This window comes from Pseudonocardia sp. 73-21, assembly GCF_001899645.1.
Classification (GTDB): domain Bacteria; phylum Actinomycetota; class Actinomycetes; order Mycobacteriales; family Pseudonocardiaceae; genus Pseudonocardia.
Map to the genome: position 1 here is coordinate 161,473 of NZ_MKVV01000016.1, position 14,835 is coordinate 176,307.

Here is a 14,835-nt window from a genome sequence, read left to right on the forward strand (position 1 = left end):
GACGTCAGTGTGCCACAGCGCAGGACTGTCGGGGAGGCTCGGTACTCTTTCGAACACGATGAGTGCGCTGTTCGAACTACCCGGCCAGACCTCCGCCGAGCCCGCCACCGCCCGTGGCGCGGCCCTGCTGGAGGGGCTCAACCCACGCCAGCGCGAGGCGGTGGTGCACGCGGGCTCGCCGCTGCTCATCGTCGCGGGTGCGGGGTCGGGCAAGACGCGTGTGCTCACCCACCGCATCGCCTGGCTGCTCGCCGAGCGGCACGTCCATCCCGGCGAGGTCATGTCCATCACCTTCACCAACAAGGCCGCGGCCGAGATGAAGGAGCGCGTCGACGCGCTGGTGGGCCGGCGGGCCAACGCGATGTGGGTGTCCACGTTCCACTCGATGTGCGTGCGCATCCTGCGCCGTGAGGCCCAGCACCTGGGCGTGCGCAGCGCGTTCTCCGTCTACGACGCCGACGACACGCGCCGGCTCATCGCGCTGGTCTCCCGCGATCTGGAGCTCGACGCGAAGAAGTACGCCCCGCGGGCCGTCGCCGCGCAGATCTCGAACCTCAAGAACGAGCTCCTGGGCCCCGACGACGCCGTCGAGCGCGCCACCAACGCCTACGAGCGCACGGTCGCGCAGGTCTACGGCGTCTACCAGGCCCGGCTGCGCACGGCCAACGCCTTCGACTTCGACGACCTGATCATGGAGACGGTCTCGCTGCTGCAGCGGCTGCCCGCCGTGGCCGAGTACTACCGGCGGCGCTTCCGCCACGTGATGGTCGACGAGTACCAGGACACCAACCACGCGCAGTACGTGCTGGTCCGCGAGCTGGTGGCCCCCGCGGTCCCCGGCGCGGCGCCGGGGGAGCTGTGCGTCGTCGGCGACTCCGATCAGTCGATCTACGCGTTCCGCGGTGCCAACATCCGCAACATCATCGAGTTCGAGAAGGACTTCCCCGACTCGCGCACCATCCTGCTGGAGCAGAACTACCGCTCCACCCAGCGCATCCTCTCGGCGGCCAACGCGGTCATCGCCCGCAACCCCGACCGCCGCGACAAGCGGCTGTGGTCCGAGCAGGGCGACGGGGAGAAGGTGGTCGGCTACGTCGCCGACAACGAGCACGACGAGGCCGCGTTCGTCGCGCAGGAGATCGACCGGCTGGTCGATTCCGGTGACTACCGCAACTCCGACGTCGCGATCTTCTACCGCACCAACTCGCAGTCCCGGGTCTTCGAGGACGTGTTCGTGCGGGTCGGGCTGCCCTACAAGGTGGTCGGCGGCACGCGGTTCTACGAGCGCAAGGAGATCCGCGACGCGCTCGCGTACCTGCGGGTGCTGTCCAACCCCGAGGACACGGTCAGCCTGCGCCGCATCCTCAACGTGCCCAAGCGCGGCATCGGTGACCGCGCCGAGGAGCTCGTGGCGTCCTACGCCGACCGGGAGCGCATCTCGTTCGCCGCGGCGCTGCGCATCGCGGCCGAGCAGCCGCCGACCGGAGCGAACGCGGAGGGCGCATCGGCACAGCGGATCCCGTCGCTAACCACCCGGTCGCAGCGCTGCATCGCCGGCTTCGTCCGCATCCTCGACGAGCTGGGTGAGCTGCTGGAGCGCGGCGAGGCCACGGCCGAGCTGCTGGAGGCGATCTACGCCAAGACCGGCTACACCGACGAGCTGGAGGCCAGCGAGGACGCGCAGGACGGGTCGCGGCGCGACAACCTCGCCGAGCTGGTCACGGTGGCGCGGGAGTTCGCCGGCGACGCGGCCGTGGCCGACGCGGCCGTCGCCCCGGAGTTCGCTCAGCAGGATTTCGATGGCGGCGAGCCGGAGCCCGGCGTCCCCGAGCCGGGTTCGCTCGCGGCCTTCCTCGAGCGGGTGGCCCTGGTCGCCGACGCCGACTCCATCCCCGACAACGACGAGGGCATGGTCACGCTGATGACCCTGCACACCGCCAAGGGCCTGGAGTTCCCGGTCGTGTTCGTCACCGGCTGGGAGGACGGCGTGTTCCCGCACATGCGGGCCATGGGCGATCCGGCCGAGCTGGCCGAGGAGCGGCGGCTGGCCTACGTCGGCATCACCCGCGCGCGGGAGCGCCTCTACATCTCCCGCGCCATGATCCGGTCGTCGTTCGGGCAGCCCAACGCCAACCCGGCGTCGCGGTTCCTGGGCGAGGTGCCGGGCGACCTGGTCGACTGGCGGCGCTCGGAGCCCGAACGCTCGGCCCCCGTCGGCCGGTTCGGCTTCGGTAAGCGGCCGAACGCCACCGACCGCGGCAGCTGGAACGTGCCGAAGGCGTCCATGGCCCCGTCGCTGAGCCTGGACGTGGGCGATCGCGTCAACCACGACAAGTACGGCCTGGGCACGGTCGTGGCGTCCGACGGCACCGGCGTGCGCGCCACCGTCACCATCGACTTCGGCAGCGCGGGCACCGTGCGGCTGATGTTGATCGGCGGCGTGCCGATGCAGAAGCTCTGAGGGACTACGGGACCTCGCCCGGGGCCCCCGTCGCACCGGGGTCCTGGCCGATGTTGATGCCGTGGTCGGCCAGCCAGGGCAACGGGTTGATCTTGGTGCCGTCGGGCTGCCAGATCTCGAAGTGCAGGTGCGGCCCGGTGGACTGACCGCGGTTGCCGATCTCGGCGATCTGCTCGCCGGCCTTCACCTTCTCGCCGACCTTCACGAACATCCGGTTCACGTGGCCGTACACGCTGTGGCTGCCGTCGGGGTGCCGCAGCACCACCCACAGGCCGAAGCCGGACGCGGGGCCGGCGTCCTCCACCACGCCGTCGGTGACGGCGTAGATCGGCGTGCCGATGGCGTTGGCGATGTCGATGCCGTAGTGGGTGACGCCCCAGCGGCCGCCGAAGCCGGAGGTGAACCGGCCGATGGCGGGCCGGACGAACACCTGGTCGTCGACCACGTGGGCGTCGGTGGCGCCGCCGGCCTCGGCCGCGTCGATCAGCGCGGCCTGCTTGGCCAGCTGCTGGCCGATGGAGGTGGCCTTGACGAGGTTCTGCACGTCGACCTCGGACTGGGGGTCGAGCGCGCCGATCGCGAGCGTGTTGCCCGGCAGCTGGTCGCCGCCGATCGCGTTGACGGCGAAACCGGACCCACCCGACGTGGGCGCGCTTGCGCTGACCTGGGCCACGGGCAGCATCGCGCTCGTGACCACCGGGCCGGCGTCGGCGGGCATCGCGAACGAGACGAGCGTCTGCCCGGCCGCGACGACGGCGCCCGCTGCGACAGCAGCGACCGTCGCGCGTCCGTGCACGGACGCGGCGGGTGGCGGAGGGAGACGGTGCACACCCGGGACCGCGACGACAGCGATGCGCGTCGTGCGGTCGGGTTCGTCTTCCTGGGCGCCGCTTGGGGAGCGGTGGCGCGCCAAGACCTGCCCTTCTCGAACGAGTGCCGGTGGTGCCCGCGTCGGTCGGCGTCGGCGCGGATGGGGAGTTCCGCGGGGGCGATTCGGGGTCGTCCCTGTTGCCGTCGTGACCGGTCTGTGACCCGGGCCGGTGAAACGTAGCGCTGGTCACTCGCGGTGGGCAAATCAGGTTGCGGCGTGTCGCATCCGGGTCGGACGACTTCAGGACGCGGGTGAGTCCTGCTCACGGAGAGTGGGGACCGCGCGCACATTCCGGGTCTGACCACGGCGGAAAGAGTGATGCCGATGGTCCGAACGAGCGAGTGCCGTGGCTACCCAGTGCACGACCTTCGGGTCGATCGGGAGTGAAAGGTGACCGACGTCACGTATCTCGAGCTGTTCGACGTCGAGGTCGGGGTGGTTCAGACGGGCGTTGCGCTGCGGCACGATCATCTGGTCCATCCGGCTCCAGACCGCCAGGAAACGCGTGGAGCAGCGCGGCGCCGGCCCGCTGAGCTCCTCCAGCAGCTCGGATCCCGGACGCAGCTGACGGGCGAGCGGCGTGGGCATCAGGTAGGCGGTGAGGGTGCCGGTGTGCGGGCTGCCCAGCGTCACGAGCGTGTCGACGACGGCGGAGCCGCCCATCCGCTGCACGTAGTAGCGGGCGATCATGCCGCCCAGCGAGTGGCCGACGATGTGCACCTTGTCGGCACCGGTCTGCTCGCGCAGCTTCTCGACGTGGTTGCGCAGCTGGTGGGCGGCGTCGCGGACGTCGCCGGTGAACAGGCTGTAGTTCACGGCGTGGACCACGCCGAAGCCGCGACGGCGCAGCGTGCGGCGAAACACCGTGAACACCGACCGGTTGTCCATGATCCCGTGCACCAGCAGGATCGGCGTGCCCGCCGCCTCCACGTCGGTGACCACGTGGCTGCGGCGCAACGGCCGCAGGTTGTCGGTGCGGTAGCCGTCGTCCGACTCGGTGAGCTGCTCGGCGATGACCCCGGCCGGGTAGACGGCCAGGTGGGCGGCGAGCCACGTCCACTCGACGGCGATGCCGCGCACCCCGGCGGGTGTGCCGAACGTGCGGGCGACGTAACCGGCGGCCTGGCCCACCTCGCCCACGCCGGTGCGCACCGCGTCGGCCATCGTGGCCAGGCGGTCGAGCCCTCCGCGGACCAGCGCCATGCATGAACGGTAGGTGATCGGCGGCACAATCGCTGGATCTGTGGCGGTGCCGTGATCGAGGGGTCGGGCGGCAGTCGGGTGACAGCGGTCACCGGCCCAGGTCAGGGCACGTTCGGCAACCGTCGCTAGGGTCCATCACGAAGCACATTCGCGGGCTCTCCCTCCGCAGAGGGCTCGTCGGAGACACAGCGGAGTGGGAGAGAAGCCGAGTGGACCTCTACGAGTACCAGGCGAAGGATCTCTTCGCCGCGCACGGAGTCCCGGTCCTGCCGGGCAAGACCGTGGAGACGGCCGAGGACGCGAAGGCGGCGGCGGCCGAGCTCGGCACCGCGGTCGTGGTCAAGGCGCAGGTCAAGGTGGGTGGCCGCGGCAAGGCCGGTGGCGTCAAGCTCGCCGAGACGCCCGACGAGGCGGCCGAGAAGGCCACCGCCATCCTCGGGCTCGACATCAAGGGCCACACGGTCCACCGGGTCCTCGTGACCACGGCCAGCGACATCGCGGAGGAGTACTACTTCTCCTTCCTGCTCGACCGGTCCAACCGCACCTTCCTCGCCATGGCGAGCGCCGAGGGCGGCATGGAGATCGAGCAGCTCGCCGTCGAGCGTCCCGACGCGCTCGCGCGCATCCCGATCGACGCGATCGTGGGCGTCGACAAGGCCAAGGCCGTCGACATCCTCACGCAGGCCAAGTTCCCGGCCGTCGTGATCGACGACGCCGCCGACGCCGTGGTCAAGCTGTGGGAGACCTTCGTCTCCGAGGACGCCACGCTCGTCGAGGTCAACCCGCTGGTCCGCGACCCGCAGGACAAGATCATCGCGCTGGACGGCAAGGTCACGCTCGACGACAACGCCGAGTTCCGCCACCCCGACCACGCCGCGCTGGTCGACCAGCGCACCGAGAACGCGCTCGAGGCCAAGGCGAAGGCCAAGGGCCTCAACTACGTCAAGCTCGACGACGGCCAGGTCGGCATCATCGGCAACGGCGCGGGCCTGGTCATGAGCACCCTCGACGTCGTCGCGTACGCGGGCGAGAAGCACGGCGGCGTCAAGCCCGCCAACTTCCTCGACATCGGCGGCGGCGCCTCGGCGCAGGTCATGGCCGACGGCCTCGACGTCATCCTGGGCGACCCCGACGTCAAGGCGGTGTTCGTCAACGTCTTCGGCGGCATCACCGCGTGCGACGCGGTGGCCACCGGCATCGTCGAGGCGCTCAAGATCCTGGGCGACTCGGCCACCAAGCCTCTCGTCGTCCGGCTGGACGGCAACAACGTGGTCGAGGGCCGCAAGATCCTCGACGACGCCAACCACCCCCTGGTCACCCAGGTGGACACGATGGACAACGCGGCCGACAAGGCCGCCGAGCTCGCACACGCGGGGGCCTGAACCAATGTCGATCTTCCTGAACGAGAACAGCAAGGTCATCGTCCAGGGCATCACCGGTGGTGAGGGCACCAAGCACTCCACCAAGATGCTCGCGGCGGGCACCAACATCGTCGGCGGCGTGAACGCGCGCAAGGCCGGCACGACGGTCGAGATCGGCGGCAAGAGCCTCCCCGTCTTCGGCACCGTCGAGGAGGCCATGAAGGAGACCGGCGCGAACGTCAGCGTCGCCTTCGTGCCCCCGAAGTTCACCAAGGACGCCGTGATCGAGGCCATCGACGCCGAGATCCCGCTGCTGGTGATCATCACCGAGGGTGTGCCCGTGCACGACTCCGCCTACTTCTGGGCGCACGCCGTGGCCAAGGGCAACAAGACGCGCATCATCGGCCCGAACTGCCCCGGCATCATCTCCCCCGGCAAGTCCAACGCCGGCATCATCCCGGCCGACATCGCGGGCGCCGGCAAGATCGGGCTCGTGTCGAAGTCGGGCACGCTGACCTACCAGATGATGTACGAGCTGCGCGAGATCGGTTTCTCCACCGCCATCGGCATCGGCGGCGACCCGGTCATCGGCACCACGCACATCGACGCGCTCGAGGCCTTCGAGGCCGACCCCGAGACCGCCGCGATCGTCATGATCGGCGAGATCGGCGGCGACGCGGAGGAGCGCGCGGCGGCCTACATCAAGGAGCACGTGACGAAGCCGGTCGTCGGCTACGTCGCCGGGTTCACCGCGCCCGAGGGCAAGACCATGGGCCACGCCGGCGCCATCGTCTCCGGCTCGGCCGGCACCGCCCAGGCCAAGAAGGAGGCCCTCGAGGCCGCGGGCGTCAAGGTCGGCAAGACGCCGAGCGAGACCGCCGACCTGATGCGGGAGATCATCGCGGGTCTGTGACCCATCGCGTGTGACCCATCGCGTGTGACCCATCGCGTGTGACCCATCGCGTGTGACGCGCCGCCTGTGCCCCGTCGAACCGACGGGGCACAGGTCGCTCTCAGGGGCCTGGTCTACCGTCGGTACCGCCTCACGGTGGGCCGCGGGGGTCCGCCACCCTAGGGAGTCTCCTGTCATGTCGCAGCAACCCACACCTCCGGCCGCCGAGTCCACGGCGTCCACGGCCTCGTCCGACACCCAGCCGGTCCTGGGGCAGGTGCGGCTGCTGGCGCTCGGCGCAGCCGGCCTCGGCGTCGTCGTCTACCTGCTCGGGTTCTTCGCCCAGTTCGGGCTCACCACCACCCTGCTCGGACCGCTGCTCGTCGGCGGCGGGCTCCTCGTCGGGGCCTCGGTCCTGCCGAAGGTCGGGAAGGTGCTGCTGCCGGGGGCGGTGGCCGTCACCGTCGGCATGCTGATCCTGCTGCAGGCCGTGGCCGGCGGCGGGGCGTCCACCACGGTGGTCATCGCGCTCGTGGTCGCGTTCCTCGAGGCCGTGGCCGCCGTCGGCGCCGTGCTGATGGACGCCGGCATCCTCACCGCGCCCGCACCGCGCCCCAAGGCCCCCGACCACGGGCAGCAGCAGTTCCCCGGCTATCCCCACGGCTATCCGCAGCAGGGGGGCCAGCCCGGTTACGGGCCGGGCTACCCGCAGCAGGGCGGCCAGCCCGGATACGGGCAGCCCGGGTACGGCCAGCCGGGGGCACAGCCCGGGTACGGCCAGCCTGGTTACGGGGCCCCGCAGTACGGCTCGCAGCCGCCGGCCTACGGACAGGCCCCGGCCTTCGGCCAGACCGGTGGCTACGGCCAGCAGAACCCGTCCGCGCCGGAGCAGCCGGCCTGGGCCTCCCAGGCGCCCGAGTCCCCGGCCCAGCCCGCCGCGCCCTGGTACGGCGGCGGTTCCGACGCCACCGTCTCGACGCCGGTCGGGACGCCCCCGGCGTCGCCGGCACCCGCCGGGTCCGACGTGACCAGTGCGATCCGTCCCGGCGAGGCCACCTCACCCACCGGCGAGGGACGCCACGAGCAGCCCGGCTCCGACGAGAACGGCACCACGCGGTTCCTGCCGTCGGACGACAGCAGGAAGAACTAGAGACCGATCGGCGTGGCTGCCCGGTCGCGGCGCCCCGCGCTGCGACCCTGGAACGATGACCAGCACCCTCGAAGGACGGGCGGACGGTGACGGGGGCGTCGCCGGCCCCGACGACGCCCCCGCGGTGACGCCGGTCGAGGGCCTCGACCGGCTGCGGATCCTGCTCGCCGGGGCGATGGGCACCGTCCTGGTCAGCTACGCGCTGCTGGTCCCGGCGGCGGCGCTCGTCGTCGTCACCGCCGGCGGGGGTCTGTCGATCGACGGCGCCTTCGCCGCCGCGATCCCGCTGTGGCTCGCGGCGCACCAGATCCCGCTGGTCCTGCAGGGGCAGCCCCTCAGCGTCCTGCCGTTGCTGCCGACCGGTGTCGTGATCGCGGTGGTGGTGGCCGGGTCGGTCTGGGCGGTGCGCCGCCTGGGCTGCCGCTTCCGCGCCGACGCCGGGGCCGTGCTGGCCTCGGTCGCGGGTGCGCACGCGGCGGTCGCCGTACTCGGGAGTGCGCTACTGCCCTCGGCCGCCGAGGTGAGCGCCGCCCCGTGGGCGGCCATGATCGGCGGCGGGCTCGTGGCCGGGGTGGCGGCCGCGTTCGGGGTCGCCCGGACGTGCGGGCTGCCCGCCGAGTGGACCGAGCGGGTCCCCGGGTGGGCCTCGGCGGGGTTGCGGGCCGCCGGTGTCGCCCTCGTGGCCGTGCTGGCGGCCGGTGCCCTCGCGCTGCTCGCGGCACTCGTGGTGAGCGCGCCGTCGGTCGCCGAGGCGTACCGGCAGCTCGCTCCGGGGGTCGGCGCCGGTCTGGGCCTGACGCTGCTGATGCTCGCCTACCTGCCGAACGCCGTGATCGCCGGAGCCGCCTGGGTGCTGGGCCCGGGCGTGGCCGTCGGGACGGCCACGGCGTCGCCGTTCGCCGCCTACCCGGGCGGTGCGGCCTCGCACATCCCGCTGCTCGCGGCCCTGCCCACCACGACGCCGCCGGTGTGGGCTCTCGCCGTGCTGGCGGTGCCGATCGGCGCGGGCGTCCTGGCGGGTCTCGTCTGCCGCCGTTCGGTGGAGGGCCCGGCGCAGCTGGCCGCCGCCGTCGCCGCCGCGGTGCTGTCCGCGCTGGCGCTGGGGCTGTTGGCCGTGCTCGCCGGGGGGCACCTGGCTGCCGGTGTGTTCGACCCGATCCGGGTGCCGGCCGGGCTCGTGATCCCGGCGACGCTCCTGCTCGTCGGCGTTCCGGCGTTGATCGTGGTGGCGGTCCAGCGCCACGGCGCCCCCGACGCCGACGCCGACGCCGACGCCGACGCTCTCGACGATGCGGCGGAGGAGGCCGAGGCTGCGGACGACGGCCCGGAGCGGTCGGCCGCGGCGAGGGCCCGCGCGGCCCGCGTCCGGCGACGGGCGGCGTCGGGTGGTGGAGCCGGCCGGCACGACGGGCGTCCCGCCGAGCAGGACGTGGCCGAGCAGGACGTGGCCGAGCAGGACGTGGCCGAGCAGGACGTGGCCGAGCAGGACGTGGCCGAGCAGGACGTGGCCGAGCAGGACGTGGTCGAGCAGGACGCAGTCGAGCAGGACGCAGTCGAGCAGGACGCAGTCGAGCAGGACGCGGTCGACGTGGACGCCGCCGACCAGGACGCCGGCGATGAGGTCACAGCCGCAGGCGACGGCGGTGTGGACCGCGCCGATGACCTGGTCGACGACCGGAAGGTGACCGGCGACGGGGCAGACCGTGATGCGGCCGGCCGCGACGGAGCCGGCCGCGACGGGATCGATCGTGCCGGGGCTGGCCGTGACGGTGTTGATCGCGACGTGGCCGATCACGACGGGGCCGGCCGTGACGGTGTTGATCGCGACGTGGCCGATCACGACGGGGTCGGCCGGGACGGGGCCGGCCGGGACAGGGCCGGAGCACCGGCGGACCGTCTGCACGACCTCGGCGAGCGCGACCGGGCGGACGGCCCGGCCGGCGGTGACCACACCGTCGATGCCGGGGCGGACGCCCCCCCGGCCGCCGACGGGCCGGAACGGACGCCGGCCGCGGACGAGACCGTCGGCGACGCGCCCGAGGAGGCGAACGGGAGCCGGTCGTGGGGGGCCGGGGAGGGTGAGCCGGCGCCGCGGACGGTCGCCGAGCTCGTGGCGATGCGGGCCCGCCAGGCCGCCCGGGAGGCGGCCGAGGGGTGAGCCGACCGGCGTGTGACCTGCGCCGCGGCCTAGGCTGAGGGCACATCCCGCAGCCCCATCCGCCAGGCCCTGTTCGCCAGCCCCCGTTCGTCGAGGAGCCCGCTTGTCCGCGCCGCCGCGTCCGCCCTACCGGGTCGAGATCCCCGTCCCGGCCCGCGTCGTGGTGCTGGTGTCCGGGTCGGGCACCCTGCTGCAGGCCCTGCTGGACGCACCGGACCTGCCGGCGCAGGTCGTGGCCGTCGGGGCCGACCGGGGCGACATCGAGGGCCTCGCCCGGGCCGAGCGCGCCGGCATCCCCGCGTTCACCGTCCGCGTCCGCGACCACGCCGACCGGGCCGCCTGGGACGCCGCGCTGGCCAAGGCCGTCGCCGAGCACCGCCCCGACCTCGTCGTGAGCGCGGGCTTCATGAAGATCCTGGGGCCCGGCTTCCTCGCGGGCGCCGGTGCCCCGATGATCAACACGCACCCGGCGCTGCTGCCGTCGTTCCCCGGCACCCACGGCGTCGCCGACGCGCTGGCCTACGGCGTCAAGGTCACCGGGGCCACCGTCCACCTCGTCGACGAGGGCATGGACACCGGCCCGGTGCTGGCGCAGGCCGCCGTGCCGGTCGAGCCCGGCGACACCGTCGCGTCGCTGCACGAACGCATCAAGATCGAGGAGCGACGGTTGCTCGTGGGCACCGTCGCCGCGCTGGCCCGGCAAGGGGCCACCGTGACCGGACGAGAGGTGACCATCCCGTGAGCTCAGCCGAATCCGCGCGCAGGCCCGTCAAGAGGGCCCTGATCAGCGTCTACGACAAGGCCGGGCTGCTGGAGCTGGCCACGGGGCTGCACGCGCTGGGCGTCGAGATCGTCTCCACCGGTTCCACCGCGCAGCGCATCGCCGACGCCGGGGTGCCCGTCACACCGGTGGAGGAGCTCACCGGTTTCCCCGAGTGCCTCGACGGCCGCGTCAAGACCCTGCACCCCCGCGTGCACGCCGGCCTGCTGGCCGACACCCGCAAGCCCGAGCACCTCGCGCAGCTCGAGCAGCTCGGGATCGCGCCGTTCGACCTGCTGGTGAGCAACCTCTACCCGTTCACCGAGACGGTCGCGTCCGGCGCCGCCCCCGACGAGTGCGTCGAGCAGATCGACATCGGCGGGCCCGCGATGGTCCGCGCGTCGGCGAAGAACCACGACAGCGTGGCCGTCGTCGTCGATCCGCAGCGCTACGGGTGGGTGCTCGAGCAGATCAAGAACGGCGGCTTCGAGCTGGCGGACCGCCGACTGCTGGCCGCCGACGCGTTCCGCCACACCGCCTCCTACGACGTGGCCGTCGCGTCGTGGATGGGCAACGTGCTCGCGCCGGACCCCGACGGCGGGCTGTTCCCCGCCTGGGTCGGCGGCAGCTGGGAGCGCAGCGCCACCCTGCGCTACGGCGAGAACCCGCACCAGGCCGCCGCGCTCTACGTCTCGGGTGCGGGCGGCCTCGCCGACGCCGAGCAGCTGCACGGCAAGGCCATGTCCTACAACAACTACGTCGACTCCGACGCCGCCTGGCGGGCCGCGCACGACCACGGTGACGCCCCGACCGTCGCGGTCATCAAGCACGCCAACCCGTGCGGCATCGCCATCGGCACCGACATCGCCGACGCCCACCGCAAGGCCCACGCCACCGACCCCGTCAGCGCGTTCGGCGGGGTGATCGCGGCCAACGCCGAGGTCAGCGTCGCGATGGCCGAGCAGGTCGCCGAGATCTTCACGGAGGTCGTGCTCGCCCCGTCCTACGCCGACGGGGCGCTGGAGATCCTGGCGCGCAAGAAGAACGTGCGCGTGCTGCGGCTGACCACGCCGGGCCGGCAGGGCGGGGTCGAGATGCGGCCGATCTCCGGCGGGGTGCTCCTGCAGCAGCGCGACGCGATCGACGCCCCCGGCGACGACTCCGCGAACTGGACGCTGGCCACCGGCGAGCCCGCCTCGGAGGAGGTGCTCGCCGACCTCGCGTTCGCCTGGCGGGCCTGCCGCGCGGTGAAGTCCAACGCGATCCTGCTGGCGTCGGACCTCGCCGCCGTCGGCGTCGGGATGGGCCAGGTCAACCGGGTGGACGCCGCGCAGCTCGCGGTCGCCCGCGCGGGTGACCGCGCTCGCGGCTCGGTGGCGGCGTCCGACGCGTTCTTCCCGTTCGCCGACGGTCTCCAGGTGCTGATCGACGCCGGCGTGACGGCCGTCGTGCAGCCGGGTGGTTCGGTCCGCGACGCCGAGTCGACGGAGGCGGCGGCGAAGGCGGGCGTCACGATGTACCACACGGGGACCCGCCACTTCGCCCACTGACCCGGCCCCGCGAGTCGGCGGTTTCGCGCGCGCGAGTCGGCGGTTTCGGGCGGCCGAGTTGCGGATCACTTGCGGCGGCGGGGCAGCAGACGCCCCACCGCGAAACCGGCCGCCACCAGCGTGAAGCCGGCCACCACGTACCAGAGCGCGTCCAGCCCGGTGCAGGCCAGCGCGCCCGCGGGCGTGGCGAGGAACGCGGTGGAGCCGAGCTTGCCGTACACGGATCAGGCCGCCCGCAGGGACGTCGCGTGGTGCCAGTGCACGGCGCGGCGGCCGAGGGTGTCGGCGGCGGCGCGCAGGAACACGGCCTGCTGGAACAGGTCGTAGCCGAACTCGACGACGATCGGTGCGGCCAGCAGCATGGCGCGCGGGCCCCGGGTGCGCACCGTCCACGCCCGCTCGACCACGAACAGCCCGGTGACGGCGAGCCAGAAGCCGCGGGGCGGCCCCAGCTCCCCGTGCGCGGCGAACAGGACCGTGGCCAGCAGGAACAGGGCGACCGCGACGATGCCGAGGTACATCGCGATCTGCTTCGCGGCGTAGGGGAGCGTCACGCGGGTCAACCCGTAGGCGCGGAGGTTCTCCAACGCGCCGCGCTGCCAGCGCAGCCGCTGGTGCCACAGGTCGCGCCAGGTCGACATGATCTCGGTCAGCACGCCGCACTCGCGCGGGGAGACCGCGGCGTGGCCGAGGGACTTCACCGCGAGGGTGATCTCGTTGTCCTCGGTGAGCGCGAGCGTGTCGTAGACCGATCCCGGCCGGCCGGGCAGGACGCGGCCGCGCGCCGCGGCGATCTCGCGCAGCACCGCCACCCGGAACAGCGTGGCGGTACCGGTGAGCACCATTGCCTGGCCCCGGCGGCGGTCCACCTCGCGGGCGTAGCGGGCGTACTCGTTGCGCTGCAACGCGCCCACCAGTCCGCCGCCCGCCCGGCCGGTGAACACGCCGCCGACCGCCCCGGTGCCGGGGTGGTCGCGCAACCACGCCGTCGCGGCGGCGAGGAACCCGGGCACGATCGCCGAGTCGGCGTCCATGACGAGCACCTGGTCGTCGTCGGCGAGGGACGGCAGCAGGACGTCCAGGGCCTGGTTGAGCGCCCCGGCCTTGCGCCCGGTGTTGGCCGCGGTCGTGACGACCTCCGCACCGAGCGCGGCGGCCACGGCGGCGGTGCCGTCGGTGCAGTTGTCGGCCACCACCACGACCCGGTCGGGCGCCGGGGACTGCACACGCAGTGACCTCAGGGACTCCGGAAGGGTGCGCTCCTCATCGTGCGCGGGAACGACCGCAACGAGCATGTGGCCCAGTGTGTACGGCCGATGAGGCCGGTCCCAGCTACTTCACCCACCCGGGGTGTGTCGACCCGCGCGGCACCAGCACGGCTCGTAGCGGCCGGGGGTGAGCGACATCCGTGTCCAGCCAGTTGTCCACAGGTGTGGATGGAGCTGTGCACAGATCGAACTGACGTTCGATGTCGCTCGGGCGGGGGGTTGAGGCCGAGGCTCTCGCCGGTTAGAGTTCGAACACACGTTCGAGATCGCCGACTTCCCCTCGGCACGAATGCCGGGGAGGCATGCCGTGGTCGAGGCCGCAGTCGATGTGGCAGTCAGCAGTGTGCACGAGCGGAGGCTGGAGCTGGCCCGCAGCCTGCTGCGGGGCATGGAGAACCGGGCGGCGAGCGTGCGGCCCGTCGCGGCTCCGGAGGCCGACGGGCGCGTGCTGCCGGTGGCCGCGCCGCTGGCCCGGCTGCTGCCGGCCGGTGGTCTGCGCCGGGGGTCCACCGTGTCGGTGTCCGGTGGTCCGGGGTCCACCTCGCTGCTGCTGGCGCTCCTCGCCGAGGCGTCCGCGGGCGGGGCCTGGACGGGGGTGGTCGGCCGCCCGGAGCTCGGGCTGGTGGCCGCGGCCGAGGCGGGCATCCGGCTCGACCGGCTGGCGCTGGTGCCCCACCCGGGCGCCGACCTGCTGGCCGTCACGTCCGCGCTGCTCGACGGCCTGGACGTCGTCGCCGTCGCGGGGGCCGCGCGGGCCGGGGTGCGGGCGGCCGACCGCCAGCGGCTCGCGGCCCGCGCCCGCCAGCGTGGCGCGGTGCTGCTGGCGCTGGGTCCGTGGCCGGGTGCCGACGTGGAGCTGGGCTGCGCCGACGTGCAGTGGCGGGGCATCGGGGCGGGGAGCGGCCGGCTGTGCGAGCGGCGGGCCCGGGTGCAGCTGCGTGGGCGGGGGGTGGCTCCCGGTGGACGGCGTGCGCACCTGCTGCTGCCGGCCCCGGGCGGTGTCGTCGGCACAGCGGGCGAGCCGGATGCCGTCACGCACCTTCCGGCCCGGGCGGCGGGGTGAGCGGGGGCTGCGGCAGCGGCGGTCGAGTCCGAGTCGGGTCCTGGTGATGGGCCGCCCTGGCCGGCGACGCCCACGCCCGGCCCCGGCGACGCTGATCA

At 73.3% G+C, this 14,835-nt stretch carries 12 protein-coding genes; 8 read left to right on the forward strand and 4 right to left on the reverse strand.

The window, feature by feature from the left end:
• Nucleotides 1-58 precede the first annotated feature (58 nt).
• Nucleotides 59-2,461 carry a DNA helicase PcrA gene (gene pcrA / locus BGP03_RS03925; protein WP_296369738.1) on the forward strand — a complete coding sequence of 801 codons (2,403 nt, stop codon included), beginning with the start codon at nucleotides 59-61 and terminating at the stop codon, nucleotides 2,459-2,461.
• Nucleotides 2,462-2,465: 4 nt separating this feature from the next.
• Here the strand turns inward: pcrA and BGP03_RS03930 are convergent, their stop codons facing one another.
• Together BGP03_RS03930 and BGP03_RS03935 are read right to left on the reverse strand one after the other, a co-directional pair.
• Nucleotides 2,466-3,257 carry a M23 family metallopeptidase gene (locus BGP03_RS03930; protein WP_296369740.1) on the reverse strand — a complete coding sequence of 264 codons (792 nt, stop codon included), beginning with the start codon at nucleotides 3,255-3,257 and terminating at the stop codon, nucleotides 2,466-2,468.
• Between the two features lie 315 nt (nucleotides 3,258-3,572).
• Complete coding sequence (locus tag BGP03_RS03935; RefSeq protein WP_296369742.1) at nucleotides 3,573-4,535, reverse strand: alpha/beta fold hydrolase; 963 nt, start codon at nucleotides 4,533-4,535, stop codon at nucleotides 3,573-3,575.
• A gap of 209 nt (nucleotides 4,536-4,744) precedes the next feature.
• Between BGP03_RS03935 and sucC the strand changes: the two genes are divergently transcribed.
• The 6 genes from sucC to purH all read left to right on the forward strand — a co-directional run bounded on the left by sucC (nucleotide 4,745) and on the right by purH (nucleotide 12,406).
• Nucleotides 4,745-5,917 carry an ADP-forming succinate--CoA ligase subunit beta gene (sucC, locus tag BGP03_RS03940; protein WP_296369743.1) on the forward strand — a complete coding sequence of 391 codons (1,173 nt, stop codon included), beginning with the start codon at nucleotides 4,745-4,747 and terminating at the stop codon, nucleotides 5,915-5,917.
• A 4-nt stretch (nucleotides 5,918-5,921) separates the two neighbouring features.
• Nucleotides 5,922-6,809: a succinate--CoA ligase subunit alpha gene (gene sucD / locus BGP03_RS03945; protein WP_296369745.1), complete on the forward strand. Its 888-nt coding sequence runs from the start codon at nucleotides 5,922-5,924 to the stop codon at nucleotides 6,807-6,809.
• Between the two features lie 175 nt (nucleotides 6,810-6,984).
• The gene (locus BGP03_RS03950) at nucleotides 6,985-7,938 is read left to right on the forward strand and encodes a DUF5336 domain-containing protein (protein WP_296369748.1); all 954 of its coding nucleotides are present in this window, start codon (nucleotides 6,985-6,987) and stop codon (nucleotides 7,936-7,938) included.
• Between the two features lie 55 nt (nucleotides 7,939-7,993).
• Nucleotides 7,994-10,096, forward strand: a complete 2,103-nt coding sequence (locus BGP03_RS03955) for a DUF6350 family protein (RefSeq protein ID WP_299735459.1) — start codon at nucleotides 7,994-7,996, stop codon at nucleotides 10,094-10,096.
• A gap of 103 nt (nucleotides 10,097-10,199) precedes the next feature.
• A complete protein-coding gene (gene purN / locus BGP03_RS03960; RefSeq protein ID WP_296369752.1) occupies nucleotides 10,200-10,838 on the forward strand; it encodes a phosphoribosylglycinamide formyltransferase in 639 nt (212 codons plus the stop codon).
• A complete protein-coding gene (gene purH, locus BGP03_RS03965) occupies nucleotides 10,835-12,406 on the forward strand; it encodes a bifunctional phosphoribosylaminoimidazolecarboxamide formyltransferase/IMP cyclohydrolase (RefSeq protein ID WP_296369753.1) in 1,572 nt (523 codons plus the stop codon). The genes purN and purH overlap by 4 nt, the downstream gene beginning before the upstream one ends.
• 65 nt (nucleotides 12,407-12,471) lie before the next feature.
• Here purH and BGP03_RS03970 read toward each other — a convergent pair whose 3' ends face one another.
• A complete protein-coding gene (locus BGP03_RS03970; RefSeq protein WP_296369754.1) occupies nucleotides 12,472-12,627 on the reverse strand; it encodes a hypothetical protein in 156 nt (51 codons plus the stop codon).
• Nucleotides 12,628-12,630: 3 nt separating this feature from the next.
• Nucleotides 12,631-13,701 carry a glycosyltransferase family 2 protein gene (locus BGP03_RS03975; RefSeq protein WP_298800098.1) on the reverse strand — a complete coding sequence of 357 codons (1,071 nt, stop codon included), beginning with the start codon at nucleotides 13,699-13,701 and terminating at the stop codon, nucleotides 12,631-12,633.
• 361 nt (nucleotides 13,702-14,062) lie between these two features.
• On the opposite strand from BGP03_RS03975, the gene BGP03_RS03980 reads away from it, so the two are divergent.
• Nucleotides 14,063-14,737 carry a hypothetical protein gene (locus BGP03_RS03980; RefSeq protein ID WP_298800106.1) on the forward strand — a complete coding sequence of 225 codons (675 nt, stop codon included), beginning with the start codon at nucleotides 14,063-14,065 and terminating at the stop codon, nucleotides 14,735-14,737.
• The last annotated feature ends 98 nt before the right edge of the window (nucleotides 14,738-14,835 follow it).

Excerpts from the sequence above, each read along its gene's own strand:
- pcrA (WP_296369738.1), top strand. The coding sequence starts at position 59 with ATGAGTGCGCTGTTCGAACTACCCGGCCAGACCTCCGCCGAGCCCGCC.
- BGP03_RS03935 (WP_296369742.1), bottom strand. The coding sequence starts at position 4,535 with ATGGCGCTGGTCCGCGGAGGGCTCGACCGCCTGGCCACGATGGCCGAC.
- sucD (WP_296369745.1), top strand. The coding sequence starts at position 5,922 with ATGTCGATCTTCCTGAACGAGAACAGCAAGGTCATCGTCCAGGGCATC.
- BGP03_RS03950 (WP_296369748.1), top strand. The coding sequence starts at position 6,985 with ATGTCGCAGCAACCCACACCTCCGGCCGCCGAGTCCACGGCGTCCACG.
- BGP03_RS03955 (WP_299735459.1), top strand. The coding sequence starts at position 7,994 with ATGACCAGCACCCTCGAAGGACGGGCGGACGGTGACGGGGGCGTCGCC.
- BGP03_RS03975 (WP_298800098.1), bottom strand. The coding sequence starts at position 13,701 with ATGCTCGTTGCGGTCGTTCCCGCGCACGATGAGGAGCGCACCCTTCCG.
- BGP03_RS03980 (WP_298800106.1), top strand. The coding sequence starts at position 14,063 with ATGGAGAACCGGGCGGCGAGCGTGCGGCCCGTCGCGGCTCCGGAGGCC.